General features: G+C 43.0%; 24 protein-coding genes and 1 riboswitch. Of the genes, 22 read left to right on the top strand and 2 right to left on the bottom strand.

The window, feature by feature from the left end:
• The first annotated feature begins 13 nt into the window (after positions 1 to 13).
• From ACSFXN_RS08040 to ACSFXN_RS07980, 13 genes are all read left to right on the top strand, one after another.
• The gene (locus ACSFXN_RS08040; RefSeq protein WP_437149914.1) at positions 14 to 1,645 is read left to right on the top strand and encodes a Na/Pi cotransporter family protein; all 1,632 of its coding nucleotides are present in this window, start codon (positions 14 to 16) and stop codon (positions 1,643 to 1,645) included.
• A 145-nt stretch (positions 1,646 to 1,790) separates the two neighbouring features.
• Complete coding sequence (locus tag ACSFXN_RS08035; protein ID WP_437149625.1) at positions 1,791 to 2,270, top strand: DUF456 domain-containing protein; 480 nt, start codon at positions 1,791 to 1,793, stop codon at positions 2,268 to 2,270.
• Positions 2,271 to 2,380: 110 nt separating this feature from the next.
• Positions 2,381 to 2,989, top strand: a complete 609-nt coding sequence (locus tag ACSFXN_RS08030) for a superoxide dismutase (RefSeq protein WP_300992655.1) — start codon at positions 2,381 to 2,383, stop codon at positions 2,987 to 2,989.
• A gap of 111 nt (positions 2,990 to 3,100) precedes the next feature.
• Complete coding sequence (locus ACSFXN_RS08025) at positions 3,101 to 5,284, top strand: peptidoglycan D,D-transpeptidase FtsI family protein (RefSeq protein ID WP_437149624.1); 2,184 nt, start codon at positions 3,101 to 3,103, stop codon at positions 5,282 to 5,284.
• A gap of 296 nt (positions 5,285 to 5,580) precedes the next feature.
• Entirely contained in the window at positions 5,581 to 6,531 is a 951-nt protein-coding gene (locus ACSFXN_RS08020) for a PstS family phosphate ABC transporter substrate-binding protein (protein WP_437149623.1), read from the top strand.
• 67 nt (positions 6,532 to 6,598) lie between these two features.
• A complete protein-coding gene (gene pstC, locus ACSFXN_RS08015; protein WP_300992661.1) occupies positions 6,599 to 7,525 on the top strand; it encodes a phosphate ABC transporter permease subunit PstC in 927 nt (308 codons plus the stop codon).
• A gap of 1 nt (position 7,526) precedes the next feature.
• On the top strand, positions 7,527 to 8,405 hold the full coding sequence (gene pstA, locus ACSFXN_RS08010; RefSeq protein ID WP_301856372.1) for a phosphate ABC transporter permease PstA: 879 nt from the start codon (positions 7,527 to 7,529) through the stop codon (positions 8,403 to 8,405).
• A 27-nt stretch (positions 8,406 to 8,432) separates the two neighbouring features.
• Positions 8,433 to 9,248 (top strand): phosphate ABC transporter ATP-binding protein PstB, encoded by an 816-nt coding sequence (gene pstB, locus ACSFXN_RS08005; protein WP_437149622.1) that lies wholly within the window; start codon positions 8,433 to 8,435, stop codon positions 9,246 to 9,248.
• Between the two features lie 17 nt (positions 9,249 to 9,265).
• A complete protein-coding gene (gene phoU / locus ACSFXN_RS08000; protein ID WP_437149621.1) occupies positions 9,266 to 9,925 on the top strand; it encodes a phosphate signaling complex protein PhoU in 660 nt (219 codons plus the stop codon).
• Positions 9,926 to 10,088: 163 nt separating this feature from the next.
• On the top strand, positions 10,089 to 10,238 hold the full coding sequence (gene rpmG, locus ACSFXN_RS07995; RefSeq protein WP_036809376.1) for a 50S ribosomal protein L33: 150 nt from the start codon (positions 10,089 to 10,091) through the stop codon (positions 10,236 to 10,238).
• Positions 10,239 to 10,703: 465 nt separating this feature from the next.
• Positions 10,704 to 11,279 carry a 5-formyltetrahydrofolate cyclo-ligase gene (locus ACSFXN_RS07990; protein ID WP_437149620.1) on the top strand — a complete coding sequence of 192 codons (576 nt, stop codon included), beginning with the start codon at positions 10,704 to 10,706 and terminating at the stop codon, positions 11,277 to 11,279.
• Positions 11,276 to 11,461: a YqgQ family protein gene (locus ACSFXN_RS07985; RefSeq protein ID WP_300992673.1), complete on the top strand. Its 186-nt coding sequence runs from the start codon at positions 11,276 to 11,278 to the stop codon at positions 11,459 to 11,461. Before ACSFXN_RS07990 ends, ACSFXN_RS07985 begins: the two co-directional genes overlap by 4 nt.
• Positions 11,462 to 11,624: 163 nt before the next feature.
• Positions 11,625 to 13,577 (top strand): LTA synthase family protein, encoded by a 1,953-nt coding sequence (locus ACSFXN_RS07980; protein WP_437149619.1) that lies wholly within the window; start codon positions 11,625 to 11,627, stop codon positions 13,575 to 13,577.
• Between the two features lie 225 nt (positions 13,578 to 13,802).
• Here the strand turns inward: ACSFXN_RS07980 and ACSFXN_RS07975 are convergent, their stop codons facing one another.
• Positions 13,803 to 13,982 carry a DUF2759 domain-containing protein gene (locus ACSFXN_RS07975; protein ID WP_300992679.1) on the bottom strand — a complete coding sequence of 60 codons (180 nt, stop codon included), beginning with the start codon at positions 13,980 to 13,982 and terminating at the stop codon, positions 13,803 to 13,805.
• A 140-nt stretch (positions 13,983 to 14,122) separates the two neighbouring features.
• Between ACSFXN_RS07975 and ACSFXN_RS07970 the strand changes: the two genes are divergently transcribed.
• Positions 14,123 to 14,761 (top strand): MBL fold metallo-hydrolase, encoded by a 639-nt coding sequence (locus ACSFXN_RS07970; RefSeq protein WP_437149618.1) that lies wholly within the window; start codon positions 14,123 to 14,125, stop codon positions 14,759 to 14,761.
• A gap of 569 nt (positions 14,762 to 15,330) precedes the next feature.
• Here ACSFXN_RS07970 and ACSFXN_RS07965 read toward each other — a convergent pair.
• Positions 15,331 to 15,573, bottom strand: coding sequence for a DUF2626 domain-containing protein (locus ACSFXN_RS07965; protein WP_300992684.1), 243 nt, complete (start codon positions 15,571 to 15,573; stop codon positions 15,331 to 15,333).
• A 303-nt stretch (positions 15,574 to 15,876) separates the two neighbouring features.
• Here ACSFXN_RS07965 and comGA point away from each other — a divergent pair, with 303 nt between their 5' ends.
• The 8 genes from comGA to gcvT all read left to right on the top strand — a co-directional run bounded on the left by comGA (position 15,877) and on the right by gcvT (position 21,591).
• Positions 15,877 to 16,920: a competence type IV pilus ATPase ComGA gene (comGA, locus tag ACSFXN_RS07960; RefSeq protein ID WP_437149617.1), complete on the top strand. Its 1,044-nt coding sequence runs from the start codon at positions 15,877 to 15,879 to the stop codon at positions 16,918 to 16,920.
• Positions 16,874 to 17,917, top strand: a complete 1,044-nt coding sequence (comGB, locus tag ACSFXN_RS07955) for a competence type IV pilus assembly protein ComGB (RefSeq protein ID WP_437149616.1) — start codon at positions 16,874 to 16,876, stop codon at positions 17,915 to 17,917. The genes comGA and comGB overlap by 47 nt, the downstream gene beginning before the upstream one ends.
• An 11-nt stretch (positions 17,918 to 17,928) precedes the next feature.
• Complete coding sequence (gene comGC, locus ACSFXN_RS07950) at positions 17,929 to 18,243, top strand: competence type IV pilus major pilin ComGC (protein ID WP_300992690.1); 315 nt, start codon at positions 17,929 to 17,931, stop codon at positions 18,241 to 18,243.
• Complete coding sequence (comGD, locus tag ACSFXN_RS07945) at positions 18,228 to 18,668, top strand: competence type IV pilus minor pilin ComGD (protein ID WP_437149913.1); 441 nt, start codon at positions 18,228 to 18,230, stop codon at positions 18,666 to 18,668. The genes comGC and comGD overlap by 16 nt, the downstream gene beginning before the upstream one ends.
• Positions 18,628 to 18,957: a hypothetical protein gene (locus tag ACSFXN_RS07940; protein WP_437149615.1), complete on the top strand. Its 330-nt coding sequence runs from the start codon at positions 18,628 to 18,630 to the stop codon at positions 18,955 to 18,957. Before comGD ends, ACSFXN_RS07940 begins: the two co-directional genes overlap by 41 nt.
• Positions 18,945 to 19,382, top strand: a complete 438-nt coding sequence (gene comGF / locus ACSFXN_RS07935; RefSeq protein ID WP_437149614.1) for a competence type IV pilus minor pilin ComGF — start codon at positions 18,945 to 18,947, stop codon at positions 19,380 to 19,382. The genes ACSFXN_RS07940 and comGF overlap by 13 nt, the downstream gene beginning before the upstream one ends.
• Positions 19,383 to 19,588: 206 nt before the next feature.
• Positions 19,589 to 20,104: a shikimate kinase gene (locus ACSFXN_RS07930; RefSeq protein ID WP_437149613.1), complete on the top strand. Its 516-nt coding sequence runs from the start codon at positions 19,589 to 19,591 to the stop codon at positions 20,102 to 20,104.
• Between the two features lie 138 nt (positions 20,105 to 20,242).
• Positions 20,243 to 20,335: riboswitch (glycine riboswitch) on the top strand.
• Positions 20,336 to 20,478: 143 nt separating this feature from the next.
• A complete protein-coding gene (gene gcvT, locus ACSFXN_RS07925; protein ID WP_437149612.1) occupies positions 20,479 to 21,591 on the top strand; it encodes a glycine cleavage system aminomethyltransferase GcvT in 1,113 nt (370 codons plus the stop codon).
• The last annotated feature ends 16 nt before the right edge of the window (positions 21,592 to 21,607 follow it).

The following is a 21,607-nucleotide window of genomic DNA, read 5'->3' as shown; positions in this document are numbered from 1 at the left end:
TTGAATGAACATCGTGGAAACGAACTGGCAAGAAATGCTCTTTACTTTCTTTGGCGGGTTGGGGATCTTCCTATTTTCAATCAAGTATATGGGAGATGCATTGCAAAAAGCTGCAGGAGATAAATTGCGCGGCATTTTGGACCGCTTTACGACCAATCCGTTCATGGGGGTACTCGTCGGTATCGTCGTAACTGTCTTGATCCAATCAAGTTCAGGGACGACCGTCATTGTTGTCGGTCTAGTAAGTGCAGGATTTATGACGCTTCGGCAAGCAATCGGCGTTATTATGGGAGCCAATATTGGTACCACCATTACAGCGTTTATCATCGGATTAGATGTCGGTGCTTATGCACTGCCAATAATGGCATTAGGTGCACTTTTGATTTTCTTCTTCAAGAAAAATCATATCCAGAATATGGGACAAGTTATCTTCGGGTTTGGTGGACTTTTCTTCGGCCTAGAACTTATGAGTGACGGCATGAAGCCGCTTCGGGAGTCAGCAGCCTTTATCGACTTAACGATCAGTTTAAGTGAATTGCCAATTCTCGGAGTAGTTGTAGGAACGGTATTTACATTAATCGTCCAAAGTTCCAGCGCGACAGTTGCGATTCTGCAAGGTTTATATGATGAGAATATATTATCTTTAGGAGCTTCATTGCCAGTATTATTCGGTGATAACATTGGTACAACGATCACTGCAGTACTTGCGTCACTAGGAGCATCAATTGCTGCACGCCGTGCTGCAGCTGTCCACGTTCTATTTAACGTGATTGGATCTATTATTTTCTTGATTCTCTTGACGCCATTTACAGCATATGTGTCATGGATTGCAGAATTGTTGAATTTGGAACCGAAAATGCAGATAGCATTTGCTCACGGTACATTTAACGTAGTCAACACGATCATCCAATTCCCATTAATCGGGCTTTGGGCTTACGTGGTTACTAAAGCAATCCCAGGCCAGGATGTAACAATTGAATTCAAGCCGAAGCATTTGGATGTTCATTTTATCGAACAGTCTCCTTCGATTGCGCTTGGACAGGCAAAAGAAGAAGTGTTGCGGATGGGTGCATTTTCTGTCCAAGGACTTCAGGAAACTTATGAATACTTGAAAACAAAGAGCAAGAAGCATGCTGAAACAGGATATCAAATAGAAGATGCTATTAATAACCTGGACCAGAAAATCACGGATTACTTAGTGTTGATTTCAGCAGAATCCTTGTCAGCAATGGATTCCACACGCCATACGATGCTCATGGAAACTGTCCGCGACATTGAACGGATCGGTGACCATTTCGAGAATATTATTGAATTGGTTGATTACCAGGAAAATAATCGAGTGAAAATTACTGGAGATGCAATGGATGATTTGACTGAAATGTTCACATTGACCATTGCTACGGTAGAAAAAGCACTTAATGCTCTGGACCACAATAGCCACGAATTAGCTAGAGAAGTAGCGGCACAAGAAGACTTGATCGACAAAATGGAGCGCAAATTCCGTAAAAAGCACATTATGCGTTTGAATGAAGGTCTTTGTTCAGCGCAAGCAGGAATCGTCTATGTTGATATGATCAGTAACTTGGAACGCATCGGGGACCATTCAGTGAATATTGCTGAAGCGATCCTGGGCAATCGTTCATAAAGAAGTCTTTCCATAGTACCAGATAAAAATTCATCTCCGGTTGACCGTTTTCTATCGGGATAAAAATCTCTCCCTTTCATCATGCTTTACATTTTTTAAAATGTAAGGCACGATGAAAGGGAGTTTTTATTTAGGAGGCTGAAAGATGGAAGTAATCGGCTGGATTGTCATTATCCTGTTTTTTGTCATCGGCTTTATCGGGCTTGTGTATCCGATCATACCGGCGGTGCTGTTCATATTTGGCGGATTTCTGATGTATGGTTTATTTTTTGATTTCAGTGACTTGCCGTGGTGGTTTTGGGTAATTCAATCACTGTTTGTTATTCTGTTGTTTGGAGCAGACGCATTGGCGAATGCTTTTGGAGTGAAAAAGTTTGGCGGATCAAAAGCGGGATTGTGGGGCAGCACGATCGGTTTGATCATAGGACCGTTTGTTATTCCGATTGTAGGCATTTTGGTTGGACCATTTTTAGGAGCAATTGTCGCGGAACTGATTTTCAATCGTTCGACCATCAAGCAATCAATCAGATCAGGGATTGGATCGGTAGTTGGGTTTATCACTTCTGTTTTTACAAAAGGGATTATCCAGATTATTATGGTCGCTTTATTCTTTTTCCTGGTTTAAATCAGACGAAAGTCTGATTAAGTCGTCAAACCGTGCATATTAATTGTAAGGTTTTGAAAACTTTGTTACGCTAAGACAGTAGAACAATAGACTCAAGGAGGAATTTGACCATGGCATATGAATTACCAGAATTACCTTACGCGTATGACGCACTTGAACCACACATCGACAAAGAAACGATGAACATTCACCACACGAAACATCACAACACGTATGTAACGAACGTAAACGCGGCATTAGAAGGCCACCAAGACCTTGCTTCAAAATCAGTTGAAGAGCTGATTTCTGATTTACAAGCTGTCCCTGAAGACATCCGCACAGCAGTACGCAACAACGGCGGCGGACACGCTAACCACTCATTGTTCTGGCAATTGCTAACGCCAAATGGCACGGGTGCTCCATCTGGCGCACTTGCTGAAGCAATCAACAGCAAATTCGGCAGCTTTGATGAGTTCAAGACCAAATTCGAAAACGCTGGCAAAACACGTTTCGGTTCTGGCTGGGCTTGGCTGGTTGTCAACAACGGTGAGCTGGAAGTGACTTCCACTGCTAACCAGGATTCTCCTCTTATGGAAGGGCAAACGCCAATTCTAGGAGTAGACGTATGGGAGCATGCTTACTACTTGAAATATCAAAACAAACGCCCTGACTATCTTGCGGCATTCTGGAACGTAGTCAACTGGGAAGAAGTTTCTAAACGCTTCGAAGCAGCAAAATAATTAAAAACATATGAAACCTTACACACACTTTTTCGTCTGAAAAAGTGTGTGTTTTTTTATGTTCGATGATATACTTACAAATGGTTATTTGGTGGAAGGAGTGCGCAAACAATGAATACCCCCCAGAAAAGACGTGTTTCTCTGGCAAAAGCAAAATTAAAGTCACATACCGTCTTTCGGATGAATATCCTCTTTTTCTCCATCTTCCTATTATTCTCGGTATTGATCCTGCGTCTCGGCTATCTGCAAATTGTAAAAGGCGAGGATTTCACTCGTGCATTAGCCAGAACAGAAGAAGTTCCGGTAAACACGAGTGTGCCAAGAGGCCGCATTTTTGACAGTGAAGGCCGTGTTCAAGTTGATAATAATCCAGTCAATGCCATTACATATACTAAGATGCAGACAACCAAGCGGGAAGAGATGCTGGAAGTTGCTTCTGAACTAGCAAAATTGATTGAAAAAGAATTGGATAAAGTGACATTGCGGGACAAGCAGGATTTCTATATAATGCTGCATAATGAAGAAGCAACTGCAAAAGTGACAGATGAAGAAAGACAAGCGATAGAAAATGAAGACATCGATGAAAAAGAAAAGCAGCGAAAACTCGACGCCTTGATCCGGGAAAAAATCACGGATGAAGAGTTGAACAGTTTAACTCCGGAAGAACTTGAAATTTTGGCGATCTACCGGGAAATGACTTCGGGTTATGCTTTGTCACCTCAGATCATCAAAAATGAGAACGTCACCGATGAAGAATTTGCCCGTGTTTCGGAACGCCTGACGGACCCGAAACTAAAAGGCGTCAATACCGTAACAGACTGGAAGCGCGTCAAATCCAGTGACTTGACGATTCTCGGAAGCACGACTACACCGGAACAAGGGATTCCCGCAAACAAGTTGGATTATTATCTGGCAAGGGATTATTCACGCAATGACCGGGTCGGCACCAGTTTCCTGGAGCAGGAATACGAAGAAGTCCTGCAGGGACAAAAATCGATGGTCAAAAACATCACCGATGGCCGCGGCCGGGTCATTGACACGGTTCCTGTCGATGAAGGGAAACCGGGAAAAGATTTAATTTTGACGATTGACAGTGAAATTCAAAGTGCTATGGAAAAAATTGTTGCTGATAAATTGCTTGAATTGAAAAAAGGCCCGAATTCCCAATTAGTGAAAGATGCTTATCTAGTCATGATGGATCCAAAAAACGGGGATATTATTTCACTGGTGGGCAAAAGATTGGGGACTGACCGAAACGGCAAAACGGTGGTAAACGATAATGCATTCGGCGCATTTACAGCCAGCCATGAAATGGGCTCTACTATTAAAGGGGCCACTTTACTGGCCGGTTATGAACATGATGCCGTTGAGCTGAACGAAGTGATGATTGATGAACCGTTAAAAATTGCGGGCACAGCACAAAAAAATTCGGTTTTCAATACGACTTTATTCAATCGCATTCCAATGAGCGATCTGCAGGCGATCGAGCGTTCATCAAACGTGTATATGTTTAAAATTGCGCTGCGCATTGCTGGAGCCACTTACGAATACAATAGAGGCATTAAAATTCCGGAAGAAAGCTTTACAGCGATGCGAAATTCATATGCCCAATTTGGTTTAGGCGTAAAAACAGGCATTGATTTGCCCAATGAAGCAACCGGCTATACCGGCGGGTCTTCAAACGGCGGCTCTTTGCTGGATTTAGCGATAGGGCAGTACGACACCTATACACCGCTGCAATTAGCACAATACATTGCCACTATAGCCAATGACGGATACCGGGTAAAACCGCATCTTGTAAAGGAAATCCGCCAAGCTTCTGAAGATGGAATGACCTTGGGGCCGATCGCAACGACTGTAGAACCGCAAGTGCTAAACCGGATCAACAATACCCAAGAAGAAATTAACCAAGTCAAAGAAGGGATGAGACGTGTTTACTCGGGTGCATATGGATCAGCAAGAGCTTATTTCAGTGATGCCAAGTATGAAGCGGCTGGGAAAACCGGAACGGCAGAGGTGACCTATTATGATAAAGGGCATCCGTTCCATGGAAAGTATGCCATTAATATTGCACATGTCGGATTTGCCCCGTTTGAAAATCCTGAAATTGCTTATGCTGTTGTTATCCCTTATGTCACCACCAGTGCACGTGGAGTGCCAAAAGCGAATAATGAAATCGCACGGGCTGCAGCTGATAAATATTTTGAAATAACCAACTCGAAGACGAATGATTCAACGAGTGAAATACTGCCGCCTTTTAATGCCACAGAAGTGGAAGAAGAGGAAGCACAATAAGAGAAACGGACGCCAGCTTATGACTGGTTTCCGTTTTTTTATTTGGCAGGAAGAGTACAGCGATGTAGTTGTGAGTTTAGTACCGGAGAAAATTTCCGGTTAGGCCTAAAGCGTTCAGCTTTGGGCTATTTTTCTGACTTCTTGCAAGAATTCAGCGAGTGTTATGAAATATTTAATAATATTTTTTGATAAAAATCACCTCTTTACAATCTCTTAACAATTGCTTTATATGTCCTCAATAATTCCGCTTTATAGTGAAGAGTGTAAAGCAAACATACATTAGGAGGAACTGCAAAATGAGAATCTGGAAATATGCATTGGCATCAACTATCCTGGGTACGGCTTTAGTTCTTGGAGCATGTGGAAATGGCGAAGAAGAAACGTCATCACAAACTGCAGGAGAAGAAACTGCACAAATAGAAGGGTCTGTATCAGGCGATGGTTCATCTACAGTAGCTCCGATCATGGAAGGAATTGTAGAAGAATATGCAGGAGTTCAGCCAAATGTTCAAGTAACAGTAGGTGTTTCTGGTACTGGTGGAGGATTTGAAAAGTTCATCCAAGGAGAGACAGCTTTCTCAAATGCATCACGTCCTATTAAAGAAGAAGAAGCAGCCAAGCTTAAAGAAGCGGGCATTGACTATACAGAACTCCAATTGGCATTTGACGGGTTGACAGTAGTAGTCAGCAAGGAAAATGACTGGGTGGAAGATTTAACAGTCGAAGACCTGAAAAAACTATGGGTTGAAGACGGAACAACTAAAAAATGGTCGGACATCAACCCTGAATGGCCGGATGAAGAAGTAATCTTCTACTCACCGGGAACTGACTCAGGAACATTCGATTATTTCAACGAAGTTATTCTTGAAGATGAAGATTTAGTAAGCTCTGCAACATTGTCGGAAGATGACAACGTTTTGGTGCAAGGAATCCAGGCTGATCCAAATGCCATCGGATTCTTCGGTTATGCTTATTACGTGGCTAACCAAGATACATTAAAAGCTGTGAAAATCGGTGGAGTTGAACCGACAAACGAAACAATTGAATCTGGGGAATATGCTCCATTGTCACGCCCACTCTTCACATATGTAAGCAATAAAGCAGTTGCTGAAGATCCAGCAGTTTATGATTTCATGAAATACACAATGGAAAATGCAGGGGAAATGGCAGAAGCAGTCGGCTATGTAGCTCTTCCTGAAGCAGATTATGAAAAAGGCTTGGCAGATTTAGAGGCATTGAAAAAATAATTTTTGAAGTTCAAATCTAAGGGTGAGCAGCCGCTGCTCGCCTTTTGCGGTTGAAAGGGGATTCTATATGCGTCAATCGGTGCAAGAAATGATCGCGCAGTCGAAAGGTAAAAAGAACAAAAAAATAATTGAAAAAATCATTCCCATTATTTTATTTTTGATTGCATCAGTATCCGTACTGACAACAATCGGTATTGTTTTAACATTGATTATCGAAACCATCACTTTCTTTACACGAGTGCCAATTACCGATTTCTTATTCGGCACAACATGGCTGCCATTTTCCAATAAAGATGCTCAGTTTGGCATTTGGCCATTAATCATCGGTACGTTGAAAGTAACATTGATCGCGATTATCGTTGCAGTGCCAATCGGTATCGGAGCTGCAGTTTACTTGAGTGAATACGCCAGCGAAAATGTTCGTCGTATCGTAAAACCGGTATTGGAAATTCTTGCCGGCATTCCAACGATTGTTTACGGCTTCTTCGCGTTAACATTTGTCACACCTGTATTGCAAAGCTTTTTCCCAGAAATTAAGATCTTCAATGCCATATCACCGGGGATTGTGGTTGGGATTATGATCATTCCTATGATTGCTTCTTTATCAGAAGATGCCATGAGTTCTGTACCGAAACAAATTCGTGAAGGTGCATTAGCAATGGGCTCTACTAAATTTGAAGTGGCGATGAAAGTGACAATGCCTGCTGCATTATCCGGAATCATGGCTTCAGTTGTACTTGCCATCTCCCGGGCAATTGGAGAAACGATGATCGTTTCGTTGGCAGCAGGATCTACGCCTCGAATGGACGGAGATTTTACCGGTTCCATCCAGACAATGACATCGTATATTGTCCAAGTTTCAAAAGGGGATGCCGGATATGGCACGACCATTTACTATTCCATTTACGCAGTAGGATTTACACTTTTCGTCTTTACGATGGCTATGAATATCCTCGCGGGATACGTTTCAAAACGTTTCAGAGAGGAGTATTAATATGAGATATATTGATCAAAAACTAGTCCTTAAACGAATGAATGGAAGAAATGCAGTCAACACAATTTTCAAAGGCATTTTCATGTTGGCGACTTTAGTATCCTTATTGGTTCTGGCGATACTTCTTTACCGGATCGTCACACAAGGAGCCAGCCATTTGTCGCTGGAATTCCTAACCAACTTTGCTTCCCGTTTCCCGGAAAAAGCCGGTATTAAAGCAGCGCTGGTCGGTTCTTTATGGCTAATGGCTGTTGTCGCTCCGACATCGATCATTCTGGGTGTTGGATCTGCGATTTATTTGGAAGAGTATGCAAAGAAAAACCGAATGACCGATTTTATCCGCATGAACATTTCAAATTTAGCGGGTGTTCCTTCAGTAGTATTCGGTTTGCTTGGATTAACTATTTTTGTCCGTGCCTTATCTCTGGGCAACAGCGTTCTCGCTGCCGGATTTACAATGAGTTTATTGATTTTGCCGGTTATCATCGTAGCGGCCCAGGAAGCCATTCGTTCGATTCCAGGGGAATTGCGTGATGCATCTTACGGCATGGGAGCAACAAAATGGCAGACAATCGTTAAAGTGATTTTACCGGCAGCAATTCCGGGTATACTAACAGGGAGCATACTTGCTTTGTCCCGTGCAATCGGGGAAACAGCTCCGCTGATCGTTATAGGAATCCCGGTCATTATTCAGTTCCTGCCATCAGGAGTTATGGATACGTTCACCGCCTTGCCAATGCAGATCTATGACTGGTCAAGCCGACCGCAGCAGGAATTCCAAGTTGTAGCGGCCGCGGGAATCATCGTATTGATGGTTGTCCTTCTGTTAATGAATACAGTAGCAGCTTTGATCAGAAATAAATTCCAGAAACGTTATTAATTTTATTTATGCGGAAGGGGATTCACAATGACAACAGTAAGCATACAGAAAGCGCGGAACGGGTTAAGCTCTAAAGAGGTTGACAACAAAAAATCCGTATATCTGACTAAGCAATTGAATTTATGGTATGGTGAAAAGCATGCGTTGAAAAATATTGACCTGGATATCAAAGAGAATGAAGTTACAGCGATTATCGGGCCATCAGGCTGTGGGAAATCTACCTATATCAAAACCTTGAACCGTATGGTGGAACTTGTGCCGACAGTGAAGACATCTGGAGAAATCCTGTACCGCGACCGCAACATTTTCGATTCGGACTACGGGGTAGAGGAATTGCGGACAAGAGTCGGCATGGTTTTCCAGAAGCCGAATCCGTTCCCGAAATCAATTTATGACAATATCGCTTATGGGCCTCGGATCCATGGCATTAAAAACAAAAAAATTCTTGATGAAATTGTTGAAAAAAGTTTGCGCGGCGCAGCTATTTGGGATGAAGTAAAAGACCGTTTGACTGAAAATGCTTATAGCATATCAGGCGGCCAGCAGCAGCGGATTTGTATTGCCCGCGCATTGGCGATTGAACCGGATGTGATTTTGATGGATGAACCGACTTCAGCACTTGACCCGATCTCAACGTTGAAAATCGAGGAATTGGTGCAAGAATTGAAGCAGGACTATAGCATCATTATCGTTACCCACAATATGCAGCAGGCAGCACGTATCTCAGATAAAACAGCATTCTTTTTAAATGGCGAAGTCATTGAATACGATAAAACTGATGCTATTTTCTCTAATCCAGCAGATAAACGCACGGAAGACTATATCTCTGGCCGCTTTGGCTAAGAAAGTGAGGGTTTTATATGTCTGTACGCGAAAGATTCGATTCTGAATTGCATAATGTCGAAGAACAACTGATTTTGCTCAGCACGATGGCAGTCACGGCCTTAACAAAATCGATAGAGTCCTTGATGAATCACGATATTAAGGCAGCGAACGAAGTGATTGCAGATGATCAAAAGATTAACGATCTGGAAGAAGACCTCAATGACCATGTCATTTTGACGATTGCTAAGCAGTCACCGGTCGCTACAGATTTAAGAAGATTGATCGTCTCTATCAAAGTGGCAACCGATATGGAACGGGTAGGCGACTACGCGGTCAATATCGCAAAAGAAACCATTCGGATAGGCGATGCGGAATTGCTGCCGCATATCCAACAGATCAAGCAAATGCATGATTTGTCTACGGCGATGCTGCTGCAAGTCATTGAAGCTTTTGTAGAAGAAGATGTAGTCAAAGCAAAAGAAGTTGCTGAACTGGATGATCAAGTGGATCATTTATACGGGGAAGTCATTACAAAATTAATGAAGGCAAGTGTAGATCATCCTGAAAAACTCAGCCAGATCACACAGCTTGCATTTATTTCCCGCTATATGGAACGCTCCGCTGACCACGCCACCAATATCGCAGAACAATTATTTTACCTGGTGCGCGGACAGCATTTTGATTTGAACAAGTAACCCTGTTTCCGGCGGCCAAACGGCGCCGGAAATTTTTTGTTCCAGCCCAAGAAAAGTTGGATAGAAGCAGTAGACTTTACAGCAGAATGTGCTATAATAATTAAGTCGTATAGATCAACCGCTTATTTACAAATGATCTTTGAAAGAATTAGGAGGGATACCGATGCGTGTTAACATCACTTTAGCTTGTACAGAATGTAGCGAACGTAACTACAGCACTGTTAAAAATAAGCGCAACAACCCTGAGCGTCTTGAAATGAAAAAATATTGCTCACGTGAAAAGAAAATGACTCTACACCGTGAAACAAAGTAATTCATTGATTGCCAAAACCTTTATGGGTTTTGGCTTTTTTCTTTATGGTTTGATAAATTTTTTGTTTTCACATAAAGCGGTACTTGTACAGCTTTCAGTTTTCTGGATGCCTGGCGGGCAAGTCCTGATCTAATACATAACCCATCGATTCAAAACCCGAACCCCTGATAATTATTTATTTGGCTGCTATTATGCCAAGTAGCTCCAATACCTTAACTTACGTCTTCGAAATACATATAATAACTTTAAAAACTGCAACGCACTTTTATGTCACGAAGCTGGCGATACAGATGCAATGCAGAAATACGTGTCTTCACTTACCCAAAGCGGCATGCAAAAGGATTATACTTTAGTTCAACTTGTATGCTCCTGAAAAATGCAAAACGTTCTATAGAATTAAAAGAGATTTCATTCCTTTAGACAGTTGTATAAAAAGCATTACAGCAGATGAGAGGAGAACAATAGATGGATAAATCAATTCAGCGAAAATATGTTTTAGATGAAATGAATAAAATGGATTATGAAGAGCATCAGGAAAATTCCCGGATTATTGCAGGCAGATTAATGGAAGATCCCGCTTTCATTCAAGCAAAAACAATCGGAGTGACAGTTTCTGCATTTCCGGAAGTGGATACTCACGAATTGATCAGAGAGTGCTGGAAAGCCGGGAAACAAGTGGCTGTTCCGAAATGCCTGCGGAAAAGCCGTCAAATGGACTTTCACGTCATAACGGATTTTGGCCAATTGGAAGTTGTTTATATGCATTTGAAAGAGCCGAAAGTGGAAGAGACCCAGTACGTGAAGCCGGAAGAAATTGATTTGCTGATTGTGCCGGGCGTGGTGTTTTCGAAATCAGGCTACCGCATCGGTTTCGGAGGCGGTTATTATGACCGCTATTTAGTGGATTATGGAGGAACGACCAGATCATTGGCTTTTGATCTGCAGCTTGCAGAATCTGTTCCTGTAGAACCTCATGACATTCCAGTGGATGCCATATATACAGAAAGCCGATTGGTAGTGGCGGGAAAGGTGAGCGGATGAAGACATTATATGATGTAATGCAGCTGCTTAAGCGCTATGGCACCATTATTTATACGGGAGACCCTAAAGCAGATCTTGAACTGATGGAAGAAGAAATCCGGGAACTTTACCGGCTCCAGTTTATCAGTGCAAAGGAATTCTCAACGGCCATGCTGATTCTGCGCCAAAAGAAAAGCCAATAATCAAAAAAAATAGTAAAAAGGAACCTGGAAAAGTTTCATGCGTCTAATAATGGGTACACTTTATGTTGAGTAAACAATAAAATTGTTACAACTTTGTGTAGTGGACATAAAGGGTAATTTACGATATGGTAAATTATGATTTCGAAAAAGGAGGATGTAAAGGATGTTGAAAAAAGAATGGCCAAAACATTCTATCCTTGCAATCGCCATCATAGCTACTTGGCTAAAAACTTATATCACTTACAAAACTAGTTTTTCCATAACAATTGATAATGCATTGCAAGAGTTTATCTTATTTATAAACCCGTTAAGCATGCTGTTGTTCGCCTATGGTATTTCATTGTTCTTTAAAAGTGAAAAAGCAAAAAACCGTTATATTGTGGCAGTAGCAATTATTTCTTCTATCATACTTTACTCCAATGTAGCATTTTATCGATTCTTTAGTGACTTCATTACATTGCCGATCTTGTTCCAGACAGACAATTTTGGAGATTTGGGTTCCAGTGCTTCTGAAAGCATATTCCTGACAGATATCGTCTATTTTACTGATGTCATCCTGATTTTGCTTGCTATTAAATTTGTTCGTGTTATGCCTTCATCAGAATTGAGTGTAGCTGTGCAGAGAAAAGCTTATTTCATCATTTCAGCAGCGGTGCTGTTCTTTAACTTGGGCCTTTCTGAAGCAGAACGCCCTCAGCTTTTGACGCGAAGCTTTGACCGTGAAATGCTGGTCAAGAACATCGGCATGTACAATTACCATTTATACGACATATACATCCAATCGAAATCCCAAGCCCAGCGTACTCTGGCAAACGGCTCGGAATTGGTTGAAGTAAACAACTACATCCGCGCCAACCAGCCGGAACCGTCCGATGAAATGTTCGGGGCAGCAGAAGGCCGGAATTTGATTGTCGTTACGCTAGAATCATTGCAGTCGTTTACAATCAACGGTGAAATGAATGGCAAACCTATTACACCTTTCTTAAGTGAACTGACAAAAGATGAAGATACGATTTATTTTCCGAATTTCTACCACCAGACGGGACTTGGCAAAACATCCGATTCAGAATTTATCCTTGAAAATTCTCTTTATCCGCTGAGCGGTGGAGCCGTTTTCTTTACCCATAGCGGAAATACGTTCAACTCGATGGCGGAAAGTCTGGGCAATAGCGGCTACCACACGGCCGTCCAGCATGCCAATACGAAGAGCTTTTGGAACCGCGATATGATGTATGAATCCTTGAATATTGATCAATTCCTTGATGTGGAGAGCTATACAATCAGTGAAGGAGACGCTGTCAACTGGGGCATGAAAGATATTCCGTTCATGGAACAATCCGTGGAGCAGATGACGGAAATGCCGCAGCCATTTTATACCCGCCTTCTTACATTGACTAACCACCATCCATTCTATTTGGATGAAGAAGATAAGATGATTGAAGAATTCAATTCCAGTTCAGGCACGCTGAACCGCTATTTCCAGACGGCGCGTTATTTGGATGAGTCTATTGAAGTTATGTTTGACGAGTTAAAAGAAAAAGGACTGTATGAAAATTCCATTATTGTGATGTACGGCGACCATTACGGCATCTCTGAAAACCATAATGAAGCCATGGCACAGTATCTTGGAAAAGAAATTACGCCTTTTGAATCTGCGCAATTGCAGAAAGTTCCATTCTTCGTCCATATCCCTGGATACGGCGAAGGCCATATAAATAAAGAAATCGGTGGGCAAATTGATATCCGCCCGACAATCATGCATTTGATGGGCTTGGAAACCGAAAAAGATATTCAGTTCGGCGGCGACTTGTTCTCTGAAGAACATGAAGAATTCGTCGTGTTCCGTGATGGCCGTTTTATTACCGATCAGCATGTTTTTGCCGGCAATGTCTGCTATGACATTGAAACCGGCATCGAAACGGATATGGCTAGCTGCGAGCCTTATATCGAGCCAGCATTGACTGAACTTGAGTATTCCGAGTCGATCATCAATGGCGACCTTTTAAGGTTCTACGATGAGAACAATGGCCAGTTGATTCTTTCTGAAGAAGAACTGGAAAAACTCGAAAAAGAGCGTCAGCAGCAACAAGAACTTGAATTAGAAATTCAGAACTAAAAAAGGGTTCCGGTAAAATTCCGGAACCCTTTTTGTTTTCGCGATTTGTACGGAAGATTCTTTCATTACACCTAGTTTTAGATGCTTTGGGCGCTGTATTGACATGAGTCATTCTCTGCAGCGCCGCCGCGGCAAAAGGCGTGCAGGTGGGGAATAGGCTCAATAAGCAGAAGGCGCCCTTCATATAAAAAAGCTGGTGCACGAATGCACCAGCTTTTTTAGGAATTAGTGTAGGCTTGGCGGATAACCTTGTGTAATGATAGTCGCTACTGTGAAAGCACCGAAAATCAAAAACGTACCAAAATTAAAGATCAATCCTAAAAATTGTTTGTTTTTCAAGGTTTGCACAGTGCCTACTGCTGCTAAAATAGCAATCAGCCCAAAAATAACCATAAGTAAGTTCATCTATGACACTCCCTTCACCATTAACAGCCAGTGCCGTTGCGTTCTCTTTTATTGTAAAGAATTTGTCTATGTTTGTCGAGCGCTAAAAATGTCATTCCGTTGAACAGTTGAAATGATATAATTTAAGGGAGGTGAACAGAATGCTGAAAATTAATCAAATGGAATTGGGTCCTGTCCAGACCAATTGCTATATCATTTCAAACAGCCAAAAAGAATGCCTGATTTTCGATCCAGGAGAAGAAAGCAAAAAAATCATCGATTTCCTGAACAAAAAAGAATTAAAGCCAATTGCGATTTTGTTGACGCATGCCCATTTTGACCATATCGGCGCCATTGATGATTTGAGGGCGGCTTATCCGATTCCGGTGTATTTGCATCGATTGGAAAAAGACTGGCTTGGCAAGCCGAATTTGAATGGTTCCGGAAAGTACGGCATGGTGCCGGATTACCGGATGAAAGATGCGGATGTGCTGCTCGATCAAGAAAAGATGCTGGAAATAAGTTCTTTTAAAATGGACGTTTTCCATACACCGGGGCATTCTCCGGGAAGCGTGGCGTATTCTTTCGGGGAGGAAGGATTTGCGATTGTAGGGGACACGTTATTCCGTGGCAGCATCGGACGCACCGATTTGATCGACGGCTCTGAGAAAAAGCTGCTGCAATCGATTCGGGATTCTCTACTGACATTGCCGGGGCATATGATCCTTTATCCCGGGCACGGACCGGAAACGACGCCTGAAGATGAAATGGACCGCAATCCTTTTTTAAACGGATTTTAAGCAAGTGAAAATTTCTAATTGTTGCCGGGAAATCGGATAAAGATAAAATTGATGCGATTTTCAACTTTATAAAGCAATTGAAAAAGGCGGCCATAGCGGCCGCCTTTTTTCAGCTTATTGAGAAAGTTGAAAAGCGTTGTAGTTTTGATCATTTTACCGATATTCCGCCAACCAGCTGCGCTTGCCGCGGGCGAGCGCCAAGCCGCTTCGTCGCTTCGCTCCTGCAGGGTCTCGGCTGTCTCGCTTTCCCGCAGGCGTCTCCGCTGTTTGGCTCCATATCTGGAGAACAGGAACAAACATATAGAGAGCTTTCTCAAACAATCACTGTTTTGAGAGAATTACAAAAGGTGACAAAACGAAGTGGAATGCAGCGAAAGGCGGCGACTCCTGCGGGAATAGGGCGAGTCCTGAGACCCCGCAGGGAGCGTCAGCGAGCGAGGAGGCTCAGGCCGCACCCCGCGGAAAGCGTCCGCCCTAGAGCGCAATGACAGAAGAACATGAGAATTTCTCGACAGCTTAGAAAAAGGCGGCCATAGCGGCCGCCTTTTTTTGTTCTGCAAAGTTGTTGATTAATGTCCAGCACCAGGAATATGGATGAACGTAGTGTAATAAGTAAAGCCGACGAAAAATACTGTCAAGTACGCACCAAAAATGTACATGTACATGCGTTCAGAAATATTTAAGAATCCAAGAAGTACAAAAAATCCGGTATTAGCAACCATTAGCAATGCTACTTCTACCATATCGCCTACATAAAAAAGAACTGCAAAAATCCCAGTCCACCATCCCATTAATTTAAACATCTTGTCCATGGGTAATCCCTCCTTTGCCACAAAACAATAATCTCCTGTTTATTATATAGGAGATTAAGCGATTGTGTAAACTACGAGTTGGTCCATCTTTGTGACAAACACGTGTATTGTTCCTTCAAGCTTAACAAATATTTCATTGTCCTACAAGGTGTTCTAAGAAAGCCGATTCAAAAATGAGATTTACCCGAAAAACCGGGGGTCAAATAATTATTTTGAGGGAAAGTATTCCAATTCTAAAAACAGCTGGTTATACTATGGGGGAACAAAGAGGCGGCTTTGTTCAATCCAAAACAGGAGGTGGCTATGCAAGAAATAATTGAACGCCGATGTGCCAGCCTGCTGCAGGACGCAGTGGAAAATGGCACTACAGATATCCATATCAAACCCGAACCTTCCTGCTACACGGTTTCTTACCGCTCGTTCCAATCGCTGCGGCAAGTGACAAAAATCCCCCTTGATCTTGGTGATCGCATGATTGCCTATTTCAAATATCTTTCCCTATTAGACATGAGCGAGAAACGAAAACCCCAAACTGGTTCCTTTCATCTTCCAATTCAAGACCACCCTTATTATTTTAGAATATCAACACTTCCTTCTGTTTTGACCAAAGAAAGCATCGTTATCCGTGTTATGGCAGATGAAGTTGCGGAGTCGATCCATCAATTAGCTGCCTTCAGGGATTCTGCCCGGCTGTTGGAGAAATTGGCTGAAGCGCCTCAAGGACTGATATTGCTGACAGGTCCGACCGGCTGCGGGAAATCGACGACGTTGTATTCACTCTTGAAGCATTGCAGCGAAAAATTGAATCGCAACATCATTACATTAGAAGACCCGGTTGAGCGGAAAAACCAGTCGATTCTGCAAATCCAGGTCAACGAAAAAGCTGGCCTCAGCTATGCGGCAGGTTTAAAAGCGATTCTTCGCCATGATCCTGACATTATTATGATCGGGGAAATCCGCGACGCGGATACAGCCCAAATAGCGGTGCGTGCAGCATTAACAGGGCATCTTGTATTCTCAACGATCCATGCGAGGCATTCTGTAGGATGTCTTCACCGTCTGCGGGATTTAGGCATTTCTTTTGAAGACATGGCTCAGACCTTGATTGCTGTTTCTGCCCAGCGCATCATCCCGGTTTATCCCGATTTGGAAAAGCCGGAGACGGCTTACCGGGCACTTTATGAAATCCTGTACGGCGAACGTCTGGAGGATGCCTTGCAATCAGCCAAAGAGCATAAGAGCTATTCATTGCCGGAACATTTATCGTTTGGCGGGCAAATACGCGAAGGAGTGAAAATCGGTGCCATTGAATCTTCGTATGAAGTCAACGCGGATCCCCATTCGTGACCGTGAACATTTCCTTACCCGGCTGGCTGTCTTGATGAAGGAAGGTTATTTGCTGCCGACTGCCTTGACGCTGCTGCTGCCGATGCATACCAGCAAATTGGACGAAGCTTTGTCGGGCATTACTTCCATACTGAAAAGTGGAGGCAATGCCGCTGAAATTCTGAAGTTTCTGGGCTTTAAAGATCCGGTGCTGTTTCCGGTTGAAATTGCAGAACACCATGGGCGGCTGGCAGAATCCATCGAAAGCATCGCAAAAAGCTTTGCACGCACCGAACAAGTCCAGAAAAAGCTGAAGAATATCTTAATTTATCCTGTTTCACTGTTGCTTTTCACATCAGCTCTGTTTTTATTTTTCCGCACGTCTTATGTGCCGAATTTAATGGAATTGATGGATTCGCTCCAAACCGGTGAAAAATCAGGAGGCGTTCCCGCCTATTTATTGAATTTGCCCGATGTATTTATCGGGATATTCGCTGCTATCGGTGCTTTTTCGGCTGCTTTCTGGACATTGCTGAAAAGGCAGGAAGTGCGCCGGCAAATCAGCTGGCTGCTGAATTTTCCGGTGCTCCGTAAATTTATGAAGCTGTATTGGTCCCATTTACTGGCGAGGGAACTTGGTACGCTTTTGCACAGCGGCATTTCGCTGCAAGAGTCTCTTCATTTACTGCAGCATCAAACTTATCATTCCATCATTCAATTTATGGCAAGATCCTGCCATGAAGAAGTGGTGACAGGCAATCCGCTGTCTGCGGCTTTGTCGTACCATCCGTTTTTCGCAGATGATATGGCGTCATTTGTCCAGCATGGCGAAATGACGGGCTATCTGGGCAAAGAGTTGATCCTTTACAGCGAAGTGCTGATGGAGCGTATGGAACAACAGACTGCCAGGCTGCTTCGCATCATCCAGCCATCCTTTTTTGTCATGATCGCCATTTGCATCGTCGGTGCCTACTTGGCGATTTTATTGCCTATGTACAATTTAGTCCACACAATCTGAGGAGGAAAACTATGCGTATTTTAAAAAGCCAAAAAGGATTTACTTTAATCGAAATGCTGATTGTCATGCTCATCATCACGGTATTGATTGCCATCGCGATCCCGAACGTTACGAAACAAACTTCTTCTGTTGATGAAAAAGGCTGCAAAGCGTTTGTGCATATGGTCCAGGGCCAAGTGGAGTCATACCGCATGGATGAGAAGTCGGTTCCGACCATAGCAAATCTGGTGACAGGCGGGTATCTAAAAGCAAATGAAACCACTTGCCCGAACGGCGACACGGTGGAGATTTCGGTTGACGGAGTTGTCACATCAAAAGCCTCTTAAAGGAAACAGGCTTTACATTAATTGAAATGCTGCTGGTGCTGGCAGTGCTAATGACGGTTGTCGGCATTGCCATCCCTTCTTACCGGACATTTGAAGCTGATAAGGAAGAAGACCGTTTTTTCGATTTGCTGCTCCGCGATATTTATTTCGCCCAAAGTGAAAGCTACCGAACCCAAGCTCCTGTCATGGTCGTTTTCCGCGAGGCTGACCATGCTTATGAAGTGATTTGGAATCTCAAGAAGGGGCTGCCTCCCCGTAAAATTCCGTTATCTGTAAAAGTCAAAAAAACGAGCAATATCAATGGCGTGTATTTTACGGCCAACGGTTCTGTATCAAGTGCAGGCACCATTTACTTTTCAACAAGTACAGGAGACAAGTCGATGATTGTCCATCTGGGAAAAGGAAGGGTGGTTTTCTCTGAATGAACAAGGATTTTCCTGGGCAGAAACGATGCTGAGCCTATTTATGTTATTTATGCTGTTCGGTACCTTGCTGCCGGTGATGCAGCAATTGCAGCAATCCATCCATTTGAAGAAAGAGCGGCTGATTGCTTATGAAACGCTGCATGAAGGCGCCAAGGAAATCCACTCGCTTAATATTTTACAGGGGGAACGGCGCGTGAATGGCGTGACTTACAGCTGGGAAATGAGAGATGAGCTTTGTGTCAGCTATCAAAATTACAAACAGACAAGTGAAACGATATGCATCGAATAAAAAAGCCCGATGAGAAAGGTTTCGCATTTTTGAATTCGCTATTCGAACTAATGCTGCTGATGATTTTTTTGCCGCTTATTGTGCTGTTTTTCAGTTTTATGCTGACATTTGCAAAAGAAACAAACCCCAAACTTCTGGAATGGCAATTGTTCAGCGTTGATTTACAGGCTTATCTTGCAGGCAGTGATTCGGTTCAAATCATTAATAATGGAGGAGGGATCCGCATTCTTCAACAAAGCGTGGAATATGATATTGAATCGTTTGAATACTACGTGCGAAAACAGAAATTCAGGCAAGGCCATGAAATTATGCTGACCAATTTAAAAAAATGCCGTTTTGAGTTAGTGGGGACGAAGCTGTCTGTCCGCGCAGAATTCACAAATGGCATTGTAGAGGAGGCGGAGTATGTGGTTACTCCTCCTTAAGTCCAATAAAGGCGCGTTGTATCCCTGTTCCGCCGTCTTTTTTTTGTCCGCGCTGCTCTTGCTTTCCCATGGATTGACTGTCTATTCGATCCAATACAAAACATACGATGGATTGGAAAATATGCATAGACATGCTACGATACAACTACTAATGGTAATTGAGCAAAATAAAATGCCTGAGCAGTAGGGGAGTATTGGGTGGTAAGATGAAAAGAATATATTTAGTCGGATTTATGGGCTGCGGCAAAAGTGCGGTAGGCAGAAGGCTCAGTTTTTTATTAAAACTGCCCTTTTATGATATGGATAAGGAAATAGTCCGGCAGACCGGTAAAACAATACCGGAAATTTTTGAGCAATGCGGGGAAGCGTATTTTCGAGACCTGGAAACTCAGTTTTTGAAAAATCACAGCCATGATAATTGCATCATTTCTACAGGCGGCGGTGTGCCTTTGCGTGAAGTGAACCGCAAAATCATGCGTGAAACAGGGCTAGTGCTGTTTTTGGATGCTCCTTTCAAGGAAATTTGGCGCCGGATCCACAAAGATGCAAATCGGCCGATTGTCAGAAATTCGACAAGAGAAGAAATTGAGGCTTTGTTCAAATCGCGCTACCGCCACTATAAAGCTGCTGCCCATATTACAATCCGTACGGAATTTCGTACATTGCGGCAAATTACACAATACGCCGCTTTCCAAGTGAATCGGTTAAAAGGCGAACGATAAATGTGATTTAAGATAAAACGTTCGTTTCTTTAAACACAAAACAAAATTGATTGCGCTTGCCTCCTAACAATGTTAGGATATAGACAAAGTTATACTATTCTGTATAACGGTTTGGACCAAATGATTCGATTTGGGCGGATGATTGTACGGGGAGAGAACGCGAAAGCGTCGCCGAAGGAGCAAGTAACGAAATGTTATGAATCTCTCAGGCAAAAAGACTCGTGCAGGACGCATCTCTGGAGAACGCTGCTGTGCAGCTACCAAAGAGGAAAGCCGTAAAGGTAAACTTTCAGGTTCCAGGACAGAGATTTCCCTTTCAAGGGGAATCTCTGTCCTTTTTTTTATGGAATTTGATTATTGGAGGAGGAAAATGAATGAGTGAAGTGACAGGGCAATTACAGCGTACACCTCTTTTTGAGGCATACTCGAAGTATGGCGGGAAGACAATCGACTTCGGTGGATGGGAACTTCCGGTGCAATTTTCAAGCATTAAAGGAGAACACGAAGCAGTTCGGACAAAAGCTGGCCTATTTGATGTTTCCCATATGGGCGAAATCATGGTGACGGGTTCTGGAAGCCTGGAGTTTTTGCAGCATCTGGTGACTAATGACGTTTCCAAAATTAAAGACGGCCAAGCGCAATACTCAGCGATGTGCTATGAAAATGGCGGTGTTGTGGATGACTTGCTGGTCTATAAAATCAGCGATGACCAGTATATGCTGGTTGTTAACGCCTCTAATATCGAAAAAGATTTTCAATGGATGCAAGATGCCGCATTCGGTGATGTCCAACTTGACAACCAATCCGACAATTTCGGTTTATTAGCTCTTCAAGGACCTCTGGCAGAAACGGTATTGCAGCGTTTGACTGAAGAAGACCTTTCTGAGATCAAAGCTTTCCGCTTTAAAACGGATGTTTCAGTTGGCGGATATCCAGTAATCGTTTCACGGACCGGCTATACAGGAGAAGACGGTTTTGAAATTTATGCAAATCCGGAAGCAACAGTCGCTCTTTGGGATCAAATTTTATCTGAAGGCGAAAAAGACGGCGTTTTGCCATGCGGTCTCGGAGCACGTGATACGTTGCGTTTTGAAGCATGTTTGGCGTTATACGGGCAAGAATTGTCTGAAGATATAACGCCGCTTGAAGCCGGATTGAATTTCGTTGTAAAACTGAAAAAAGAGTCCGACTTTACCGGGAAAGAAGCATTGGCTGCCCAAAAAGAAAATGGAGTGCCCCGCAAGCTTATCGGCATTGAAATGATTGACAAAGGCATTCCACGCCACGGCTATCCGGTTTATGCGGATGGCAAACTGATCGGGGAAGTTACTTCAGGCACACAGTCACCGACGCTTAAGAAAAATATCGGATTGGTTCTGGTCTCAACTGAATTTGCTGAACTCGGAACAGAAGTCGAAATTGAAATCCGCAATAAACGCCTGAAAGCGAAGACAGTTGAAACGCCGTTTTATAAACGCACTAAATAATCTTATTTGAAAAGGG

Source organism: Planococcus sp. 1R117A (assembly GCF_051417975.1).
Classification (GTDB): domain Bacteria; phylum Bacillota; class Bacilli; order Bacillales_A; family Planococcaceae; genus Planococcus; species Planococcus shenhongbingii.
Note: the sequence above shows the minus strand (reverse complement) of the source record. Positions and strands in the feature narration are given on the sequence as shown.